The 19,472-nt window shown below is 46.6% G+C and carries 19 protein-coding genes and 1 tRNA gene; 6 read left to right on the forward strand and 14 right to left on the reverse strand.

What is annotated here, in order from left to right; genetic code table 11:
- Nucleotides 1–8 precede the first annotated feature (8 nt).
- Both A1sIA79_RS01625 and A1sIA79_RS01630 read right to left on the reverse strand, forming a co-directional pair.
- Nucleotides 9–698 (reverse strand): response regulator transcription factor, encoded by a 690-nt coding sequence (locus A1sIA79_RS01625; RefSeq protein WP_095674504.1) that lies wholly within the window; start codon nt 696–698, stop codon nt 9–11.
- Nucleotides 695–1,756, reverse strand: coding sequence for a sensor histidine kinase (locus A1sIA79_RS01630; protein ID WP_095674505.1), 1,062 nt, complete (start codon nt 1,754–1,756; stop codon nt 695–697). The genes A1sIA79_RS01625 and A1sIA79_RS01630 overlap by 4 nt, the downstream gene beginning before the upstream one ends.
- A gap of 90 nt (nt 1,757–1,846) precedes the next feature.
- On the opposite strand from A1sIA79_RS01630, the gene phoU reads away from it, so the two are divergent.
- Nucleotides 1,847–2,509, forward strand: a complete 663-nt coding sequence (phoU, locus tag A1sIA79_RS01635; RefSeq protein WP_190277072.1) for a phosphate signaling complex protein PhoU — start codon at nt 1,847–1,849, stop codon at nt 2,507–2,509.
- A 9-nt stretch (nt 2,510–2,518) separates the two neighbouring features.
- Nucleotides 2,519–3,433, forward strand: a complete 915-nt coding sequence (locus A1sIA79_RS01640) for a Ppx/GppA phosphatase family protein (RefSeq protein ID WP_095674506.1) — start codon at nt 2,519–2,521, stop codon at nt 3,431–3,433.
- 19 nt (nt 3,434–3,452) lie between these two features.
- Here the strand turns inward: A1sIA79_RS01640 and A1sIA79_RS01645 are convergent, their stop codons facing one another.
- The 10 genes from A1sIA79_RS01645 to A1sIA79_RS01690 form a co-directional block, all read right to left on the reverse strand.
- A complete protein-coding gene (locus A1sIA79_RS01645) occupies nt 3,453–4,331 on the reverse strand; it encodes an NUDIX hydrolase (protein WP_095674507.1) in 879 nt (292 codons plus the stop codon).
- Nucleotides 4,328–6,391, reverse strand: a complete 2,064-nt coding sequence (locus A1sIA79_RS01650; protein ID WP_095674508.1) for an RNA degradosome polyphosphate kinase — start codon at nt 6,389–6,391, stop codon at nt 4,328–4,330. Before A1sIA79_RS01650 ends, A1sIA79_RS01645 begins: the two co-directional genes overlap by 4 nt.
- A gap of 108 nt (nt 6,392–6,499) precedes the next feature.
- Entirely contained in the window at nt 6,500–7,447 is a 948-nt protein-coding gene (locus A1sIA79_RS01655; RefSeq protein WP_095674509.1) for a Gfo/Idh/MocA family protein, read from the reverse strand.
- Nucleotides 7,444–8,475, reverse strand: coding sequence for a Gfo/Idh/MocA family protein (locus A1sIA79_RS01660; RefSeq protein WP_095674510.1), 1,032 nt, complete (start codon nt 8,473–8,475; stop codon nt 7,444–7,446). The genes A1sIA79_RS01655 and A1sIA79_RS01660 overlap by 4 nt, the downstream gene beginning before the upstream one ends.
- Before the next feature lie 37 nt (nt 8,476–8,512).
- Nucleotides 8,513–8,586, reverse strand: a tRNA-Ile gene (locus A1sIA79_RS01665).
- 103 nt (nt 8,587–8,689) lie between these two features.
- Nucleotides 8,690–9,430, reverse strand: coding sequence for an SDR family oxidoreductase (locus A1sIA79_RS01670; protein ID WP_095674511.1), 741 nt, complete (start codon nt 9,428–9,430; stop codon nt 8,690–8,692).
- Nucleotides 9,427–10,425, reverse strand: coding sequence for a D-erythronate dehydrogenase (denD, locus tag A1sIA79_RS01675; protein WP_095674512.1), 999 nt, complete (start codon nt 10,423–10,425; stop codon nt 9,427–9,429). The genes A1sIA79_RS01670 and denD overlap by 4 nt, the downstream gene beginning before the upstream one ends.
- A 188-nt stretch (nt 10,426–10,613) precedes the next feature.
- Nucleotides 10,614–11,651 carry an NAD-dependent epimerase/dehydratase family protein gene (locus A1sIA79_RS01680; protein WP_095674513.1) on the reverse strand — a complete coding sequence of 346 codons (1,038 nt, stop codon included), beginning with the start codon at nt 11,649–11,651 and terminating at the stop codon, nt 10,614–10,616.
- 52 nt (nt 11,652–11,703) lie between these two features.
- Nucleotides 11,704–12,720: a LacI family DNA-binding transcriptional regulator gene (locus A1sIA79_RS01685; protein ID WP_095674514.1), complete on the reverse strand. Its 1,017-nt coding sequence runs from the start codon at nt 12,718–12,720 to the stop codon at nt 11,704–11,706.
- A gap of 77 nt (nt 12,721–12,797) precedes the next feature.
- Nucleotides 12,798–13,922 (reverse strand): mandelate racemase/muconate lactonizing enzyme family protein, encoded by a 1,125-nt coding sequence (locus A1sIA79_RS01690; protein ID WP_095674515.1) that lies wholly within the window; start codon nt 13,920–13,922, stop codon nt 12,798–12,800.
- Between the two features lie 155 nt (nt 13,923–14,077).
- Between A1sIA79_RS01690 and A1sIA79_RS01695 the strand changes: the two genes are divergently transcribed.
- From A1sIA79_RS01695 to A1sIA79_RS01710, 4 genes are all read left to right on the forward strand, one after another.
- Complete coding sequence (locus A1sIA79_RS01695; protein WP_095674516.1) at nt 14,078–15,118, forward strand: sugar ABC transporter substrate-binding protein; 1,041 nt, start codon at nt 14,078–14,080, stop codon at nt 15,116–15,118.
- 118 nt (nt 15,119–15,236) lie between these two features.
- On the forward strand, nt 15,237–16,760 hold the full coding sequence (locus tag A1sIA79_RS01700; RefSeq protein WP_150122972.1) for a sugar ABC transporter ATP-binding protein: 1,524 nt from the start codon (nt 15,237–15,239) through the stop codon (nt 16,758–16,760).
- Entirely contained in the window at nt 16,757–17,749 is a 993-nt protein-coding gene (locus tag A1sIA79_RS01705; protein WP_095674518.1) for an ABC transporter permease, read from the forward strand. The genes A1sIA79_RS01700 and A1sIA79_RS01705 overlap by 4 nt, the downstream gene beginning before the upstream one ends.
- The gene (locus tag A1sIA79_RS01710; protein ID WP_095674519.1) at nt 17,736–18,749 is read left to right on the forward strand and encodes a zinc-dependent alcohol dehydrogenase; all 1,014 of its coding nucleotides are present in this window, start codon (nt 17,736–17,738) and stop codon (nt 18,747–18,749) included. The genes A1sIA79_RS01705 and A1sIA79_RS01710 overlap by 14 nt, the downstream gene beginning before the upstream one ends.
- Nucleotides 18,750–18,785: 36 nt before the next feature.
- Here A1sIA79_RS01710 and A1sIA79_RS01715 read toward each other — a convergent pair whose 3' ends face one another.
- Both A1sIA79_RS01715 and A1sIA79_RS01720 read right to left on the reverse strand, forming a co-directional pair.
- Complete coding sequence (locus A1sIA79_RS01715; RefSeq protein ID WP_095674520.1) at nt 18,786–19,091, reverse strand: lycopene cyclase domain-containing protein; 306 nt, start codon at nt 19,089–19,091, stop codon at nt 18,786–18,788.
- Nucleotides 19,088–19,423, reverse strand: a complete 336-nt coding sequence (locus tag A1sIA79_RS01720; protein ID WP_223298175.1) for a lycopene cyclase domain-containing protein — start codon at nt 19,421–19,423, stop codon at nt 19,088–19,090. Before A1sIA79_RS01720 ends, A1sIA79_RS01715 begins: the two co-directional genes overlap by 4 nt.
- Between the last annotated feature and the right edge of the window lie 49 nt (nt 19,424–19,472).

Consider the following 19,472-nt stretch of genomic DNA (forward strand, 5'->3'; position numbering starts at 1 on the left):
CACCAAGCTTAAGCCTCGAACTTATATCCAAGCCCGCGGATAGTTTGGATCAGCAGTGGGTTAGCCGGATCATCTTCAATCTTTGAACGCAGACGCTTGATGTGAACATCCAGGGTCTTGGTATCCCCGTAATAATCTCCGCCCCAGACGCGGTCAATGAGTTGGCCACGAGTGAGCACCCGGCCAGCATTGCGCATGAGAAATTCAAGAAGTTCAAATTCTTTCAGAGGTAAGTTGATCAGAATCTCATTAACAGTCACTTGGTGACGGTCGATATCCATCCGGATGCGACCAGCTGCTTGAATGGAAGAACTAGCAGCTGATCCTGATTCATCGGGTACGCCACGGCGCATCACAGCTTTAATGCGAGCAACTAATTCACGCGATGAATAAGGCTTTGTGACATAGTCATCGGCGCCAAGTTCAAGACCAACAACTTTATCGACCTCAGAATCTTTAGCGGTAAGCATGATGATGGGAACTGGAGATGTTGTGCGAATTGCACGGCAGACATCTATTCCCGAAACTTCCGGAATCATGAGGTCAAGCAAGATGAGGTCGTAGTGGTTTTTCTTAAAGAGTTCGAGGGCAACACGTCCGTTTTCCGCAATTTCACTCTCAAAGCCTTCTTTTCCAAGAAGAAAGGAGATTGCCTCTGAAAATGATGTCTCATCTTCAACGATAAGTATTTTGGTCATTGGGTGATGCCTCCGTTAGGTGTGTAAATCGGCAACCGTAGCGCAAAAGAAGAGCCAACATTCGGCGAGCTCCATACTTTTACTTCTCCGCCATGATTTGAAGCTACGTGCTTAACAATTGAGAGCCCGAGTCCGGTGCCACCTGTTTCGCGGGAGCGCGCAGGATCCACACGATAAAAGCGCTCAAAAATACGATCTTGTGCTTCCTCTGGAATTCCAATTCCTTGATCAGCTACAACGATTTCCACAATGCCATCACTTACATTAGAAGAGACAGATACCTTTGTATTCTCCGGCGAATAGTTAATAGCATTTTCAAGGAGATTGTGAATTGCCATAATCAGTTGTTCGCTATCACCAAGTACAACTACCGCTGGGATATCTCCGGCAGCGACTGAGATTCCTTTAGCTTCAGAGGTTGTCTTGACCAAGTCAATCGCCTCATTAATCAGGTCAGCCACGTTATTTTCAGTCGCCACTTGAAGAGGATCTGAATCCTGGAGCCGAGAAAGATTGATGATCTCTTGCACAAGGTCAGTCAGGCGCTTGGCTTCAAGCTGCATCCGTGTAGCAAACTTAACGACAGATGTAGGGTCATCGGCTGCTGAGAGAACTGCTTCACTTAAGAGTGAGAGGGCGCCGATTGGAGTCTTTAGTTCGTGTGAGATATTTGCAACAAAGTCTCGGCGTACCTCGTGCACACGCTCAGCTTCACTCTCATCACTAAGAAGAACAACGATGTTATCGACATCTTCTAAGTAGATTGCGCGCACGGTGAGCTCTCGCAAACCTTCGCCAATGGGTCCTCGTGGAATTTCAATCTTTCCGATATGTCGCTGATGTGTGCGCCTGACAACGCGAATTAAGGCGACTAATTCAGGGCTAGTGATACGACCATCGCGCAATAGATTGAGCGTTTCAACGCCATCGGTTGCAAATCGAACGACCTCACCCGGGGCGACAAGCATCGCATCTTGATCGAGTTGCGATAACACATTGAGAAAAGTAGGAGAAATCTCATCTACGACAACGTCATTTTCATCGCGACGAAACCACATGGCAATAGCCTAACCTCTGCCTGGGACGGTTTACCGTCCGTTCACCTTTAGTCATTGCGAAATTCACCCGCTTCGCCTACCTTAACCCCCATGGCACTCATCCGGTCGGTCTTTCAAGAGGAACTCGACGGGGTATCACAATCACTCGTTGATCTATCAAATATGGTCTCTGACTCTATTCATAGCGCTACCCAGGCACTTATTGAAGCCGACCTAAAGATTGCCGAAGAAGTTATCTCCAACGATGAAAAAATCGATCTATACCAACACGATTTAGATTCACGCATCATCGACATTATTGCTCGCCAGCAACCAGTTGCCTCAGATTTGCGTGCACTAGTCACCGCGCTACGTATGAGCGCTGATTTAGAACGTATGGGCGATCTTGCTCACCACATTGCTAAAGTGACGCGACTTCGCCATCCGGAGAAAGTTGTTCCGGCTGAACTTAATGATCTCGTTAACCACATTGGCTCTGTCGCTGAAAATATCTCTCGCAAGATTCCTACTGTAATTGAAACACGCGATACCGAGTTAGCTCTTCAGCTGGAAAAAGATGACGATGAAATGGATAAATTGCACCGTCAGCTCATTGGATTACTGACCAACAACACTTGGAAGCATGGCGTCGAGGCTGCCGTGGATATCACCTTACTTGGTCGCTACTATGAACGATTTGCAGACCATGCCGTCTCAGTCTCCCGCCGTGTCTATTTCTTAGTTACAGGAACTTTCGCTAACTCAACTCGCTAGACTTCGGTAGTGAGATTAGGCGTATTAGATGTCGGTTCCAACACCATACATCTGCAAGTAGTTGATGCGCACTTAGGTGCCCCGCCAATCCCAAACTCTTCACATAAATCAATTATTCGTCTGACTGAATATCTGGATGAATCAGGTGCGATTACTCAATTAGGTATCACCAAGATCACCGATGCGATCCTTACCAACATGAAGGATGCAGCCCACTTAAACATTGATGAACTGCTCGCCTTTGCTACCTCTGCCATCCGTGAAGCAGTCAACGCGGATGAAGTATTGGCTCACGTCAATCGAGAATGTGGAATTGATTTACAGGTACTCAGCGGTGAAGAAGAAGCACGATTTACATTCCTAGCTGCCCGTCGTTGGCTTGGATGGTCGGCGGGAGATTTACTAGTTCTAGATATTGGGGGAGGTTCACTAGAAATTGCTCGCGGAACCGATGAGAACCCCGCTTTTAAGACATCTGTGCAATTAGGTGCGGGCCGCCTTACCCGAAAATTCCTGAAGGGCGACCCTTTCACAGCAAAATCACTGCGCACACTGGAAGAGTATCTTCAAGATGCAATTGCACCGCTTTCGCAATCACTTTCAACTTATGAAAAAGATGTTGCCACAGGGACCAGTAAAACATTTAGAACTCTGGCAAAGATTGCAACAACGTTATATCCAAAGTTTGGTCCACACTTAACTTACAGCGCATTAGAAGCAATGGTGCCTAAACTACAATCACTTGATATTGAGGGCAGAAAAGCTATGCAATCAATTTCGGCAGAACGCGCCCCACAGATAGTTGCTGGAGCAATGGTTGCCAAAGAGTTGATGAAGACTCTTAATTTGCAAGAGATTCAGATCTGCCCATGGGCGCTACGCGAAGGCATCGTCTTACATCGCCTTGATTGGATTGAGCGCTAATACTTGAAGAAGTGCGGTATTAGTTAGAAATGCTTAAGTAATCAAGGCCCACAATTTCACCGCGTACGCGGTGCACAATCCAGGCATCACCTGGTTCAAGTTTGATTAAATCCTTATTCTTTAACTTGGTATTGAGTATCCCGCGTAGCATCGAAGGAATCACAGGGTTGTGGCTGCAGATGAGAATGTTCTTCTCATCTTGTTTGAGCGCATTAGCAAAGGAAATTGCCTTCTCTGGATCTAATTCAAAACTCTCTTCATTCAGGCTTGGCACAGTGGTAATCGATAAACCGCGAGCATGGGCAAGGGGAGTCACAGTCTGCACGCAGCGGGTGTAGTTCGAGGTGTAGAGCTCATCGATGGCGAAAGGCTCGAGGTGTTTAATCAATAGTTGTGCTTGATCAAAGCCAGTTTCATCTAGGGTGCGATGAGAATCTTCTTCATCCCAGTCACCGCGTTCGAGGGATTTGGTGTGGCGCAAGATAATCAAGGTATCTGTATGTTGTTCCTGATTCATAAATGTTTCAATAATTGATTTATCAGAGTCATGGGTTGCCTGCTCCAGCGCTTGGGTTGCAGGTAGCCATTTCATCTGATCGACTTCTTCGTTAGCAATAAATTCACTCTGATCAAGGGCGCAGTAGGCGGCCCAGTACTTCACGCGCTTTTGCTGGCCTGATTCTTCGTATTCAACGGCGCCAAGATGGCGAGTAAATGAGGCGCGGATTCCAGTCTCTTCTAAGACTTCCCGGTAAGCACATTGCAGTGCGGTCTCACCTATTTCAAGCTTGCCCTTAGGTAGCGACCAATCGTCATAGCGCGGGCGGTGAATCAGTGCCACCTCAATAGCAAGATCAGAATTTTCGCGCCAGAGAAGTGCTCCAGCTGCTCTTATCATGAACGGTTATGTCTATCGACGAAGTGGTCCTGGAAACTGACTAGATAATTTCCATCATGATCTTTAGTGTTTCGAACCCACTTGTTTTCATCCGTTAGTTTCCATGTTGAATACTTATCTGAGACCGAGTCATCAAGAATTGCAGCAAGTCGCTGCTTATGCTTTTCAGATTCGATGAGCACCAGTGATTCCACTCGGCGATCGAGGTTTCGGTGCATCATGTCGGCGCTGCCGATGTAGTAATCCTCAGCTCCACCGTTGCGGAAATAATAAATACGTGAGTGCTCTAAGAATCTTCCTAAAATTGAGCGAACCTTGATATTTTCTCGGCGAGCTTGGGTATTTAACCGAATTGAACAAATACCGCGGACAACAATTTCAACTTTTACACCTGCGTCAGCTGCTTCATAGAGGTGGTCGATAATCTCTTCATCAAGAAGTGAGTTGAGTTTAAATCTAATCCAGGCCGGCTTGCCATCGAGGTGATGACGAGTTTCGCGCTTAATGCGCGCAATCAGCCCCTTGCGCATACTGTGAGGGGCAACCAATAACCGTGAGTACTCATGTTTGGTTGAGTAACCAGAGAGTTCGTTAAAGAGACGAGAGAGATCTTCTCCCAAAACAGGATCAGCGCTGAGGATTCCAAGATCATCATAGAAGCGAGCAGTCTTTGGGTTGTAGTTACCTGTGCCCACATGGCAGTAGCGGCGTAAGGTGTCGCCCTCTTCACGAACTACTAGCGATAGCTTCGCATGTGTTTTAAGACCCATAAGTCCATAAACAACATGCACGCCGACTTCTTCTAACTTTCTAGCCCATCGCACATTTGCCATTTCATCAAAGCGGGCGCGAATTTCAATCACCGCAAGTACTTGTTTGCCGGCTTCGGCCGCTTCAATCAGCGCCTGCACGATGGGTGAATCACCGGAAGTTCGATAGAGGGTCTGCTTAATCGCCAATACATGTGGGTCTCGTGCTGCATTTTCTAGGAAATTCACCACCGAGGTAGTAAAGGATTGATACGGGTGATGCAGCAGAATTTCACCTTTTCGAAGCGCGGTGAAGAAGGAATCACTTGAATCTAGGTCAACATCGCGTAGTTCAGGTGCGGTCTCACTTCTAAATGGCGCATACTTCAGCTCCGGGAAATCAAGATCTGCAATCTGGTTCAGGCTGCGCAGATCAAGCGGTGAGTCATATTTCAAGACATCGATAGGTTCGATTTTTAACTCATCCATAAGTTCGTTCAGAACTTCGGGATGAATGACCTTATCCACCTCAAGGCGCACCGGAGGCCCAAAGCGGCGACGAGTAAGTTCCTTCTCCATCGTCTCCAGGATGTCATCAGTCTCATCTTCATCAAGGTCAAGGTCTTGATTTCGGGTTACGCGAAAGAAAAAGTGATCTTTAAGTGTCACACCAGGGAAGAGCTCAGATAGATGCTCGGCAATAAGTTCGTCGATGAGCACAAAGCGAATCTTTGACTGATCTGAGGTGCGAATAAAGCGCGGAAGGTTGGTGGGGATCTTTACGCGAGCAAAGCTAATATCTTGATCTTCACTGGATTCGATATTGATACCGATATTAAGTGAGAGCCCGGAAATATATGGAAATGGGTGTGATGGATCCACAACCAGGGGAGTCAGTACTGGAAAGATTCGCTTGTCGTAGTAATCCTTCAGCTGACTACGTTCTTCATCCGTGAGTTCGCTAATCTTGCAAAATTCAATGCCATGAGAGGCAAGCTCAGGGATGATGACATCTTTAAATCGCTCGGCTTGGATATTTACTAAATTCTGGGTGCGCTCAAGGACAATTTTCAGCAATTCTCTTGGTGTGTAACCGGCAGAGTTGGGTGTCGTCACGCCTCGCTCAATTTTTGCTTTCAGTGAGGCAACGCGCACCATAAAGAATTCATCTAAATTTGAAGAGAAGATCGACAGAAAGCGCACTCGCTCGAGAAGTGGAATAGTGGGATCTTCTGTCAGTTCCAGCACCCGAGTATCGAAATCGAGCCAGGTTAATTCTCTATCCTGGTAATTCGCTAACTGATCTCTCACGGTCTAAGAATGTCCTAATTCGGTAAATGGTAGGTAACCAACTGGTGAACTACCCACTTTACAAGCACTCCACCCATTATGAGAAAAGAGCGCTGAGCCTAAGCCTGGCTAGAACCTGGCGCGAAGTTGATCAAGGGCTCTTTGCACAAAGAGTGAAGTCTCCAGTGGAAGCACCCAACTCTCTTGTCCTTGAATTTTCTTGCCAAAATTTTCAATCATGAGCTGGTAGGGATCAACTGCATCAAATTCTTCAATGTTTTCACCTAAGCGCAATTGACTTGGTGAGTTCCACGATGTGAATGCTTCTTTGCCAACAAGTTCAACTGATTCTTTCTCGCCGTGCACAATCAAGCTTTGATTTTCTGGCATCTCAAAGGAGGCCACACCTTGTGCAGTAATAGAGCCAGCAAAGCGCAGCTGCCAGGTGGTGGTCAGATCAATTCCGGTTGGTCCCATTGTGACGTCACACTTTTGAATCTCCATCTGCGCGTTATCACCAACTAAGGCCGCCATGGCATGCAATGGATACACACCAACATCAAAGAGGGCACCGCCTCCCATGGCCGGTGAGAGTCGATAGTTCCCAGCAATGTTTGCTGGGAAAGTAAATGACGATTCAATCGAGTGCAACTTTCCAATATTTCCAGCCTTCACATATTCAATTAGCCGTGCCATACGTGGATGCCAACGTGACCACACTGCTTCAACAAGGACTCGATCATTTTCACGGGCAGCCTTCGCCATGAGCTCAACTTCACTTGAGTTGATAGCAAAAGGTTTTTCACATAAGACATGTTTACCTGCCTTAAGTGCGGCAACGCTCCACTGGCAATGTAAGTGATTGGGAAGGCTGATATAGACGGCATCAACTAACGGATCATTGATTAGCGCTTCGTAACTTTCATGAATTGTTACAGGGTTCAGTGCTCGTGATCGCGCCGAGTCTCGACTAGCCACTGCCTGCACGATTGTGTCACTAGCTGCATGCATAGCTGGTGCGATTGCTTTAGTTGCAATCCACCCTGCACCCAGCAGCCCCCAGCGAGTGTTCGTCATCGCAATAGTGAAGGTGTTATGGAACGGCCATTTGATTGCGCTGACTCTTCAGCTGCCTGCATGATTGCAACAACATCTCGGGATTGGGCGGTGGTGACATTCATTGGGATGTTGTTCTGTAAATAGGCGACAACGCTTTGGTGGAATGAATAAGGAGTAGGGGCGGTGTTGGTGATTACTTCCGATGTGCCATCGGCGCGATGGATTGTCAGAATTGCCGGTAAATCAGCGGGGGCTGACCCGGCAGCTGGATCCCAGTTACCGATAATCGCTCCCGTTGTTCCTAATACATAGAACTTTGGTTTACGAGCTGCGGCAAGATCTGAATTGGTAAAAGTTGCGCGAGCCCCACCTGCGAAGGTGATTGAAACATCTGCGTGGTCGGCATTTGTGACATGGGTCCAGAGTCGTTTTTGATTAATTCCGGTGACTGAATCCACCTTCCCCGGAATGATTGCCAAAATTTGATCAATGAAGTGACTGCCCCAGTCAAAGATGGCACCACCTGAGACTTCGACCATTGAGTGCCAATATGAACATGGCTTGGAGTAACCGCCGACAAAGCTCTCGTAAGAGAAGACTTCACCGATACTTCCATCATCAATAAGTTTCTTCATCGTCACAAAATCGGCATCAAAGCGACGGTTTTGATAGACAACGAGCAGCAGGTTCTTTGCGGCAGCCAACTCCATCAATTCGTCACACTCTTGCACCGTCAGCGCCATTGGTTTTTCCAAGATCACATTAATTCCGCGGGCTAGTGACTCCTTCGCCCATTGATAATGGCTGTTGGGTGGAGTTGAGATGACAACAAGTTCAAGTAGCCCAGAATCGAGCATCGCAGTTGAATCGGCAAAGGTTGTGACATCAGGTGCTAAGAGTTGCGCAGCAGCTAATCGCTCCAGATTTGTATCAGCCACAGCTACAAGGTGCAGACCTGGCGTTGCTGCGATTGCACGGTTGTGTTCATCACCGATTGCCCCATATGCGAGCAAGCCAACGCTTATCGCGCCGGAACTTTTGGACATTCAAACCCCTTTTTATTGTGCACTATTGCACTTCGAGTGAGGCGGGTCGGGCTCGAACCGACGACGACCAAATTATGAGTTTGGGGCTCTAACCAACTGAGCTACCGCCTCGTCGGGCGCAATCTTACGGGGTGGGGCCACGAGTATCGAGCCAAGGATTTCTGCAGAGCTTTTATGAGTTGTAAAACCACTTTAATTGGTGGAGCGCAGACCTTTACCCGCGTCCACTAAATGGCATCTTGGTAGCCATCACAGTTATAAATGGCACATTTGAAGTCAAGGGCAAACTAGCCATGAAAGCTACGGCATCTGCCACATTTTGTGGATCTATCGTTGGCTCAATCTTCGTTGATCCATCTGCTTGAGTTGCGCCAACTCGCATCACTTCAGCCATATCTGTATTGGCATTACCAATATCTATTTGGCCAACGGCGATATCAAAAGCGCGACCATCGAGTGAGGCGGTCTTGGTAAGTCCGGTCACAGCGTGTTTTGATGCTGTGTATGCCGATGAATTCGGGCGAGGAATTTGGGCAGAGATAGAACCGTTGTTGATGATGCGCCCACCCATCGGCGATTGAGTTTTCATGAGAGCAAATGCTTGTTGGGTGCAGTAGAAGACGCCAGAGATGTTTACATCCACTACCTTCTGCCAATCTTCAACTTTTACATCCTCTAACGGAACTCCCGGAATCACTACCCCAGCATTATTAAAAAGTAGGTCTACCCGACCGAAACTACTTTTGATTTGTGCAAAAAGAGATTTAACTGATTCGGGATCACTCACATCGCAGACAATGCCGACAGATCCGCCACCTGCTTCTTTAGCGACAGCGTCGATTGCAACCTTGTCACGTCCTGCAGCAACTACTAGCCAACCCTTTTGTGCCAGGGTAATGGCAGTGATACGACCCACCCCACGGCCCGCACCTGTTACGACTGCAATCTGCTTCATTTGCTTCGCCCCGGAATCTTTCCATCTAGTTCGTCATCAATATGGACCTGAATAATCTCATCAAGTGTATTTTCAGCTTTAAAGCCAAGTGCTCTAGCTCTTGCACTTGTAATGTCGGGGAAGTTCCAGTTAGAGAGCATTTTTTCGATCACAGGATCAGGCTCATCTTTGATGAGTGCAACAATCTCATCTCCCGCCACCCTGCGAAGTGCATCAATTTCATCACCGACCGTGCCCCAAACCCCAGGCATCATCATTGCTCTGTTATCACCGAGAACCGATGTATCTAAATTCGCTGCATGGACAAGAAAACCAACTGCCGAACGAGGTGAAGCGAAATAGTTAGTAGCACTCTTTGAAGCAGGAAGTATGGCCTCTATTCCAACAAGTGGCTCGCGGAGAATATTTGAGAAGAATCCAGAGGCAGCCTTATTAGGTTTTCCTGGGCGAACGCAGATTGTGGGAAGTCGCAGACTTACGCCGTCGACAAAACCCCGTCGGCTATAGTCGTTGACAAGCAGCTCTGAAATTGCTTTCTGAGTGCCATAACTAGTACGAGGCTGCAGATGAAAATCATCATGGATGATCTCTGGGTAAGGCCCGCCATAAACGGCGACAGATGAGGTGAAGACTAATCGCGGCATGTAACCGTTGCCAGTAAGACGAATTGCCTCAAGGATGTTCTTAATTCCCTCTACATTAACGCTGTAACCCTTTTCGAAATTGGCCTCTGCCTCACCTGACACAACAGCAGCGAGATGAAAAATGACATCTGGCTTATTTGTAATGAGAGATTGTGCAATTACGGGGTTTGTAATATCTGCAACTACTGTTTTTATTGGAAAGTTGGCAGTAGAAGATAACGTTTGTGCTGCAAACGCATCTGCCAGAGTGAGTTCAGCAATCTTTCGATTTCCGAGCGTGCCCGAGAGCGCTAGGTTGTGGGCCAATTTCTGCCCGACCATGCCGCCACCACCGATAATCAAAATTCTCATATCTTTACCCTAGAGGAAAAGTTTTAATTTTCCAAGGAAAATCTGTAATGGGTGCGATTATGTTGATTGACTCATTTATGAGTTCATCGTTCCCATATTTTTTCTTAGTCTCTCAGAACTCGTTCTATATCAATCGGCGAAATTAACGTTGAGAGTGGAGCAACTATGCAAAATTACCCGCATTGAGTTCAATGCTTTTCTCTTAGCCAATCTCGCCAGATGGCCACTTGTTCCTCAATGAGTAATGATTCCCCTAACCCCCTTGGAATTCGCGCATCATGCTCTGGAACATAGGGGATAGTGATGGGCTTTTTCGCTAATTCTGCGCTGAGATTTTTCACAGGCTTTGAAAAAACCTTACCGACAAGCTCTGCCCAATGACGGAGTTCATGGCCCTTATCTGAACCAACATGAAACGAACCAGCTTGACCTAACCCCAATACATAGATCAAAGCGCTAGCCATGTCAGCGGCGTATTCGTAAGATCTCACAGTAGCTGGGTTTACTGAGAGGTTAATTTCATCTTCATACATCCCCGAATGCATAAAATTACCTATGGAGTAATGCTCCTGAAGTGGCACTCTCGGGCCCATAAAGGAGAATAACCTGGCGTTAATTCCTTTCACTGTCCCTTCGATGGTGGCAGCCTCAATCAATTTCTCGGTTTCAATTTTTGCTCTCGCATATTCGCTATCAACTTCATCGGAAGGGTCAAGATCTCGCCTTGGCCAATTGAGGGGAATGTTCTCCAAGGAGCTAGGTGATTTTTCATAGATAGCACCGGAACTTGTATGCAAAAAAATCGGCGGGACATCTTGTTTTTTCGCAATCTCAAGTAAATTTTGAGCACCTTTAACACTTGACTCAAAAACATTTCCTAAGTCACCAGCTCGTGTGGCGGTAGTCGTCGGAGTAGCAGCATGAACAATGTGAGTAAAGGTACCTGCGATTTCTTTGCACACGCGTATATCTGACTCAATGATCTTCACATTTTTCTCTGACGCCAGATCAATCCAAGCGTTGACTTTAGATGCATTACGAGTGATCCCAGTGATTTCAATCTCTAAACCGAACTCTTTATCAAGATGCATCAATGATTCAACTAACCACGATCCGACAAATCCAGTCATGCCAGAAATCAGAAAGGAGGCTTTTTCAAGATTGATGTTATTTTCTTGGAAATACTTTGCAACCATATCAAGATCGGCTTGAGGCAAAGATTTCATATGCTAATTCTATGTCCCATGCGAACAGGCTCAACCAAGTAATTCATTTGACTTAAACAGGTCGCGAAGTATCGCGTGCTTCATAGCGAGTTGGAAGGGTGATGGTTTTCGGTTTTTCTCCACTGAGAAGACTGAGCATGAGATCTGCCGCGGTGAGTCCAAATAATTGGTAGTCACGCGATACCGTTGAGATTCTTGGTCTAAGCACGCGTAGCCAAGGTAGGTCATCACCTGCTACAAGTGATAAATCTTGTCCAGGAGTTAATTCCATTTCAGAAAGACATTCAAGTACTCCGATAGTGACATCCACGCCGCCTGTAATCATGGCAGTTGGTCGCTTAGATTTGGGCAAATTCATTAACTCTTTAGTTTTCGCTCTAGCATTTGATGTTGAAGGTATTCCTGTTATTGGTGCAGCGACTCCATTTTTTATCTTCGATTCTTTAAATGCGTCATTAAATCCTTTACAACGTTCACGAGTTGGGCGGATACCTGCGGTACCGGTAACAAGTGCAATATTGCGATGGCCCAAGGCAATTAAGTCCTTTGTAGCTGATTGCAAACCAGTTGCGTGATCAGCAAATACTCTTCCGGCTACCAAATGAGAGAAATCGCGATCCAGCAGTACAACTGGATTTTTAAAGGCATTAATTGACTTTCGGATCACCTCTGATTTATCAGATGCTGTTGCTAGAAATAGAGCGTCTACTCGCTTTTGAGCAAACATCTCGATCATCTTCGAATCACCCTCGGCATCTCCTGGGCTGTTCATGATGAGCAAGTTGTAGCCAGCTTCCGACATTGAACTCACCATGGCTTTAGTCATTTCTCCGTAGAAGAAATTTGAGAAGTCTCTGACCATGAGTCCAACTGTTCGGGTTGTACCTGTGCGAAGACTCTGCGCAACAAGATCGGGCTGATATCCGATTTTTTTAACAGCTGCTTCGACTCGCAATCGCATGCTTGGACTAACGCTCGGGTGATTGCTAAAAACTCGTGATACTGATGAAACTGCGACTCCAGCAACAATAGCTACATCATGAATGGTTACCCTTGGTAAATCCGCCATAACAATTTCCTTTTAGTTGGTCTTGGAGAAGAGGTGGAACGTGCACGTGATCCCACACAGACTCTCACTATTATTCACTACTGACGGTATCGATCCACAACTTCTTCCCGGACTTCAATTCCCAAACCTGGTCGAGCGGTTGGCGGATAGAGCCATCCATCCACATGTTCGATTGGATTTTCAACAAGCTCATGTTGCATTGGATTACGAAGTGGCTTGAGCCCAAATAGCTTGCATGAAGGTGAACTGAAACTTACAGCCAGGCTTGCTGCAGTCACGATTGCCGAGGACCATGCATGAGCATTACCTTGCCGCTTGTAATATTCCACTCGATCACACACTTTTTTAAATCCAGTTATTCCCTCAGCGCGAGCTGGATCAACACCAAAGACATCGCAGGTGCCTGTCTCAAGAATTCGCTCGTACCCGGCAACATCCCACTCCCGCTCTCCGTAAGCGATAAGCGTTTTAGTCTTGGCTCTGAGTGAGGCATAACCTTCCGGATCCCAAGCACCTAGAGGTTCTTCAATCCACTCCAAGTTATATTCATCAAAGGCTTGCACTCGCTTAACGGCTGTAGCTACATCCCATTTAATTGCGATGCCGCAATCCAACATTATTTTCTTATCATCCCCGACAGCTTCTCGCATCGCTTTCATGTACTGGACATCGCGGTCGTGCTCGTAGCCCAGTCGTGCATTTCCGCGCTTACCAAGTCCTACTTTCATGCCCTTCATTCCGGTAGAGAGCCACTCAATTGCTTCATCGGCCATTGCTGGAATGGATTCATGATGGGCATGGGAGTCAGCTATCGCAGGAAGGCGTTCATGAACGGATCCACCCAGGAGTTCGAGAACGCTCTTGCCTAAAATCTTTCCTTTTATATCCCAAAGGGCGATATCGATTGCCGAGATGGCATAGGAGGCGATTCCACCGCGATAGCCATACCACCACGCACGGTCTTTCATCTGACGCCAAAGGGCTTCAGTATTTACAGGGTCGCTACCGATCAGCAGTTCGGCCATTCCCGTGATAATTGCAGCGGTGGCCGGGTTCGCCTCGGGAAATTGCGTGATTGATTCGCCCCAGCCGACAACGCCCTCGTCTGTCGTAATCTTCACAAGACAGAGATACCTGGTGGCGTCATAGTCATTGGGCTCCGGGTAGGCGACCGGAATTGGCTCAACTTTTGCAATTTTCATCAGAATCCCTTTTTTTGAGCGTATCGGTAACGATTCCCCAGGCTAGCAGAGAAAATAGTCTGCCGATATAGCTTTTACCTATTGACTTTTAGGTGATAAAGGTTTGAACTACACCTAGTTTCTTTTGGAAACGATTCTAGAATCAAGGGGGAAAGATGAAGAGTTTGAAGAAGAAAGCCTCAATGCTCGCAGTGGCCTCACTGCTTGGAATGGGTTTAAATAGCACTAGCGCACAAGGCGCTGAAGTTGTAATCGGAATGAGTTCACCATCTCTTGCAGATGCCGGGCAGCAAGTTATTGCAGCTGGCGTTAAGACCTGGGTGGCAAAGCAAGGCTGGACACTCGTTGCTAAGAACGCAAATGGTGTCGCCAAAGATCAGGCAACACAGATTGAAGCACTCATTGAGCAAAAAGTTAGCGCGATTATTCTGGTTCCAGCAGATGCAGCAGCAATTTGCGCACCTATAGCTAAGGCTGAAGCAGCTGGTATTCCTGTCTTTGCAATCGACAGATTGCCAGATGGCTGCAAAGTTGCAGCAACTGTGTTGGCAGATAATTACCTAGCTGGCCAAGACTCCGGTAAGGCAATGGTCAAACTTCTTACTAAGAAGTATGGATCAGCAAAGGGTATCGTCCTTGAGATTCAAGGCGACATGTCAAGCATCACCGCCCAAGACCGTGGAAACGGATTTGATGATGTTATTAAGAAGTATCCAAAGATAACTCTCATCAAGAAGCCAACTAAATGGACTGAGGCTGAATTCTCTAAAGCCACACGTGACGTTGCATCAACTAAAAAACTTGATGGTATCTACATGCACTCCGACTGTGTCGGTTCAGTTGTAGTGACAACAGCACTGAAATCCGTTAACAAGCTCTTCAAGCGTGGAAATGCAAAGCATGTATTCCTTACCGGAGTAGATGGATGCTCAGCCACAATGAAGGTCTTCCGCGATGGCTATTTTGATGCAACCTCAAGTCAGGCACTACCTGATTTCGGGTCAGTAACAAATCTTGTCAAGGTTGTACTTGAAGGTGGAACAATTGCAGAAGGCGCTTTTGCAGCCGAAGGAGCTTCAGGACCAATCGCTGGAAAGATCAAGAATGGCCCAGCTGGCCCAACACTGGCGTTGAAGACAATTCCGGTTACACCGGCAAATGTCGACAACACCGCTTTGTGGGGTAATGCTAAGTAGTTAAGTTAAAAAATCTCCTCGGAGAGATCAGCAATGATCTCTCCGAGGAGAATTAACACTTTTGTATGCATGAATGGCGTAGTCTTTTAATAATTAATCTCTTGGAAAAGGATTCGTCTTGAAGAATGAAATGTGCTTGGAAGCTATTGAAGCTACCAAGATCTATGGCAAGACTACGGTTTTGCAGAACGTATCTATGAATGTGCTTAAGGGAGAGGTACACGGGCTTGTTGGTCGCAACGGTGCCGGAAAGTCCACGCTAGTAGGTGGCATCACCGGACTCGTAACGCTAGACCACGGTCATGTAATTTTTGATGGCGTAAAACTTGAACCAGGCAATCCTGAATTCGCACTTAAAGCGGGCATCGCAATTGTTCCGCAACAAATGAGTTCATTCCGCACGCTTTCGGTAGGAGAAAATTTGTTTGTTGGCCGCCTGCCCATGGGTAAGCACGGCTTGGTTAATTGGACAAAAGTCTGGGAGATGGCTGAAACTTCTCTGAAATTAGTTGGTCTAGATATTGACCCAAGAGTTCCTATTGCAACTCTTGGTGTTGCATCCCGACAGATGATTGCAATCGCGCAAGCGCTATCTCGATCTGCAAAACTGATAATTCTTGATGAACCAACCGCAGCCTTAGCAAAACCTGAAATTGATAGACTCTTCATGTTAATTAAGAATTTATCTGACTCCGGCGTTTCAATTATTTATATTTCACACCACCTTCAAGAAGTTTTTGCTATTACAGATAGAGTGACAGTACTGCGCGATGGCTTATCGCGAGGGACTTTTCAAACTTCTGAGATTTCATCCGATGATTTGATTCGGGAGATGGGGGCTAGCTCTGCGCTCACGAAGAGAGCTCGCAAATCAGATAGTCACTCATCAGATTCGGATCTCGGTAAGAGCGCAGTTGTGCTTGATGTTAAAGATTTAAGTAAGGAAAATGCTTTTAGCCAAATCTCTCTCACGATTCGAACTGGTGAAGTTGTTGGGTTAACCGGGTTAGAGGGATGCGGAAAGCATGAATTAGTTCAGACACTTTTCGGCTTGCAAGGAGCGACATCGGGTAGCGCTGAATACGGTGGCGCAAGTAGCGTTGCAAAGCGCCCTAAGGAAGCGATCTCACGGGGAGTGGGATATCTATCGCAGGATCGTCGAGGAGAAAGCGTATTCGAAAAATTCAACGTTGCAGATAATCTCACGATGACAGTACTTGATAGGTTGCAGAATAAATGGGGCTTGCAATTCCCAAGTAAGGCTAGAAAAGTAGCTAAGGATGCAATTAAAACTTATAGCATTGTTTGCACAGGTCCAGACCAAATTGTCGGCACATTAAGTGGAGGCAACCAGCAAAAGGTTGCACTTGCCAAAATGTTGCAATCCGGTCCATCTTTGTTGCTTCTTGAGGAGCCGACGCAAGGTGTTGATATTGCAGCCAAGGCGAGCATTACGACCATCGTTGCAGAGGCTTGTGAGCGTGGCGCAGGAGTGCTACTCATCTCAGATGAAGTAGAGACTTTGTTACAGGTAACTGACCGAGTCATCGTTCTATATAAGGGCAATAAAGTTAGTGAGTTTGATACGGAAGATTTAGACGGCGAAACACTTATCCGAGCAATCGAAGGGATCAACGCATGAAAAGAGTAAAATGGATCAACAGATTGGTTGACCATCTAATTTGGATTGTGTTAGCTGTAACAGTTATTGTGATAGCCCTGACAATTGATACCTTCTTCCAGTTCAATAACCTTTCTAATGTGCTGCTTCATGGCACAGTCCTTGGCCTTTTATCTATTGCCGCCGCAACGGTAATTATCGGCGGAGATCAGGATCTCTCGCTCGGTGTGAATATGGGTTTTGTTGGTTATCTGGTTGCCTGGATATCTCTAGGAGAAGGAGATGTCGGTAGTGGTTGGAGTGTAAATCCAATTCTTGCAGCATTTATTGGCATTGCCGTGGGTGTTGGAATTGGCTGGGTAAATGGCTCATTAGTAACTCGACTTAAGATGGATAGTTTCCTTGTAACTCTCGGAAGTCTTATTGTTTTGGGTGGACTTACCTATGTGTTAAATCAGGCCAGAACTTTGAACGGAATCGACCCGGCCCTCTTGTTTTTAGGAGGAGAGAAATCATTTGGAGTTCCTAACTCAGTAATTCTTACTGCCTGCGCCTTTGGACTTGCGATAATGATCTCTCGCTTTACCAGTAGCGGACGTCGTCTTTATGCAGTGGGAAGCAATGCAGTAGCTGCACGAGCTGCAGGTATTGATCCAGGTGCGGTAAAGCGTCGCATGTTTATGGTTGCCGGAGGAACTGCCGGCGTTGCCGGATTGCTCATCATCGGAGAACTTGGGTCAGCGCCAGCAAATGTTGGTCAGGGTGTGATTTTTGAAGTATTTGCTGCAACAGTTATTGGTGGGGTAAGTCTTTCCGGAGGACGTGGGTCTTACTTCGATGTCTTAGGAGGAGTGCTTTTGTTATCAATCATCGCAAATGCTCTCAACCTCACTACTATCGACCCATTCTGGGTAGAACCAATTCGAGGATTTATCATTTTGTTCGCCGTCTTCTTGGACTCACAGCGTGAGACTTTGCGCCTGTGGCTCTTTAAGCATGCAACATCCTAAAGTTGCGATGAAAGCACTTTTCATCACTGCTCCTCAAAAGTGGGAGATTTTAGAAGTCCCTACTCCCGAAATCACTCAAGCTGAGGTGCTTCTTCGTGTTGGTTTTGTTGGACTTTGCGGTACTGACTTGGAGCTACTAAACGGAAAGCATCCATATTTTTCAACAAATAATGCTTCTTTCCCAATGCAAATTGGGCATGAGATGAGCGGAACAATTGTTCAATCCATGAATCCAGCTTTACCTGTTGGTACGCAAGTGATTATGGATCCAATCGTAGGATGCGGTGATTGTGAAGGTTGCAAAAATCGTGCGACGTGGTGTCAGGAGCGCGTTGAGATTGGAGTACGAAGTGGGGGACCTGGCGCATTGGCAGAGTTTGTAAAAGTCCCTGTCGGAAATGTTTATCCGATTCCACAAGGAGTTTCACTTCGTGATGCAACCCTTACCGAGCCGGCAGTCACTGCCATTAATGGCGTATCTCGAATTCAAGCCACCGGGGGTCGCGCACTTGTAGTGGGAGATGGCACTATTGGAATAATTGCTGCGCAAGTTCTTGCACACAGAGGCTGGAAGGTGCAAGTAGCAGTTCTCAATGAAGTAAGTGCAGAGCGTGTGCGTTCGCTGGGATTTGAACCTGTCATGCCACATCAAATGGAAAGCATTTCAGTCAATGTTGTCGTTGAGGCTGCAGGCACAAATCGTTCCATCCAATCCACATTTAAGGCTGTATCTGCGGGTGGCGAGGTTGTGCTCCTTGGAGTTCCAGATAAACCTATGGAAGGTTTCGATATTGCAGACCTCGTGTTGCGTGAGATCTCTATTTATGGAGTACTCAATGGGCCTGGTTTGTATAACGAGGCACTTGAACTGATTGCTAAGGGTGTTATTCAGTCATCAAAAATTATTGATCAAGTCTTTGACTTTACCCAGTTTGGTGATGCAATCAAGTTACTAGCAAATCCAGATAGAAAATTGCCTAAAATCCTCATCGGTATGTAAGTAGCCAGTTAGTTCTGCTTGGTCAGTTTCAGTACCTCAGTGGCGCTGCATTCCTCGGCGGCCCCAGAACTCCCAGAGGGCCATCACACTCAAAACAAGTGCGAATCCGAAGAGAACATCCTCTGCTGGAGCGGAGAAGAATCGAAGTCCCACAATCGCATCAGGGCTATACATCACGATATTTCTTGAGGTGAGCCACCAATTTGTGAGAAATTGGAATGGCAAGATGATTGCATAAGAGGTCCAGAATGCTGGGCGCGTGAGCATAGAAGTTTTAAAGAGAAAGAGGTCTGCCATAACCGCAATGGCAAATGCGGTAATTGCGATGTCAGAGTAAATCATTCGCCGAACTCATCTTTACGCCAGTGTGGTTTAACGGTGGTGACGCCCTCAATGGTAAAGATAGCTGCCATCGGAATCACCATAAAGAAAATGTATTCCTCTAGTGGAATACTAAACGGGCCGTAGATTCCTAACATTTGTTCCCGATCGAAGAACCAGTGACCTTGTGCGATTGCATAGGCATCCCAAGCAAGAAAAAAAATACTGATAGGCAGAACACTTATTGCAACTCGCTTGATGCGACGCAAGACGCCGGTCTTCAAATAGATCTCTAGCCAGGCCGAGCCGCAGAAGGTAAATATGAGCATCGCCATATAAGACCACTGTTTCATGCCTGCATTTTTGCATATAACTCTGTGAAAAATTGCTACTGTGTTCGCT

Origin of the sequence: Candidatus Planktophila versatilis (genome assembly GCF_002288105.1) — a bacterium.
In the GTDB taxonomy this organism is placed as follows: Bacteria; Actinomycetota; Actinomycetes; order Nanopelagicales; family Nanopelagicaceae; genus Planktophila; species Planktophila versatilis.

What these genes read in the sequence shown, in the direction of transcription:
- denD (WP_095674512.1), bottom strand. Translation starts at nt 10,425, where the DNA reads ATGAGAATTTTGATTATCGGTGGTGGCGGCATGGTCGGGCAGAAATTG.
- A1sIA79_RS01655 (WP_095674509.1), bottom strand. Translation starts at nt 7,447, where the DNA reads ATGACGAACACTCGCTGGGGGCTGCTGGGTGCAGGGTGGATTGCAACT.
- A1sIA79_RS01705 (WP_095674518.1), top strand. Translation starts at nt 16,757, where the DNA reads ATGAAAAGAGTAAAATGGATCAACAGATTGGTTGACCATCTAATTTGG.
- A1sIA79_RS01660 (WP_095674510.1), bottom strand. Translation starts at nt 8,475, where the DNA reads ATGTCCAAAAGTTCCGGCGCGATAAGCGTTGGCTTGCTCGCATATGGG.
- A1sIA79_RS01710 (WP_095674519.1), top strand. Translation starts at nt 17,736, where the DNA reads ATGCAACATCCTAAAGTTGCGATGAAAGCACTTTTCATCACTGCTCCT.
- A1sIA79_RS01670 (WP_095674511.1), bottom strand. Translation starts at nt 9,430, where the DNA reads ATGAAGCAGATTGCAGTCGTAACAGGTGCGGGCCGTGGGGTGGGTCGT.
- A1sIA79_RS01645 (WP_095674507.1), bottom strand. Translation starts at nt 4,331, where the DNA reads ATGATAAGAGCAGCTGGAGCACTTCTCTGGCGCGAAAATTCTGATCTT.
- A1sIA79_RS01685 (WP_095674514.1), bottom strand. Translation starts at nt 12,720, where the DNA reads ATGGCGGATTTACCAAGGGTAACCATTCATGATGTAGCTATTGTTGCT.
- A1sIA79_RS01715 (WP_095674520.1), bottom strand. Translation starts at nt 19,091, where the DNA reads ATGATTTACTCTGACATCGCAATTACCGCATTTGCCATTGCGGTTATG.
- A1sIA79_RS01625 (WP_095674504.1), bottom strand. Translation starts at nt 698, where the DNA reads ATGACCAAAATACTTATCGTTGAAGATGAGACATCATTTTCAGAGGCA.
- phoU (WP_190277072.1), top strand. Translation starts at nt 1,847, where the DNA reads ATGGCACTCATCCGGTCGGTCTTTCAAGAGGAACTCGACGGGGTATCA.
- A1sIA79_RS01690 (WP_095674515.1), bottom strand. Translation starts at nt 13,922, where the DNA reads ATGAAAATTGCAAAAGTTGAGCCAATTCCGGTCGCCTACCCGGAGCCC.
- A1sIA79_RS01720 (WP_223298175.1), bottom strand. Translation starts at nt 19,423, where the DNA reads ATGAAACAGTGGTCTTATATGGCGATGCTCATATTTACCTTCTGCGGC.
- A1sIA79_RS01630 (WP_095674505.1), bottom strand. Translation starts at nt 1,756, where the DNA reads ATGTGGTTTCGTCGCGATGAAAATGACGTTGTCGTAGATGAGATTTCT.
- A1sIA79_RS01695 (WP_095674516.1), top strand. Translation starts at nt 14,078, where the DNA reads ATGAAGAGTTTGAAGAAGAAAGCCTCAATGCTCGCAGTGGCCTCACTG.
- A1sIA79_RS01680 (WP_095674513.1), bottom strand. Translation starts at nt 11,651, where the DNA reads ATGAAATCTTTGCCTCAAGCCGATCTTGATATGGTTGCAAAGTATTTC.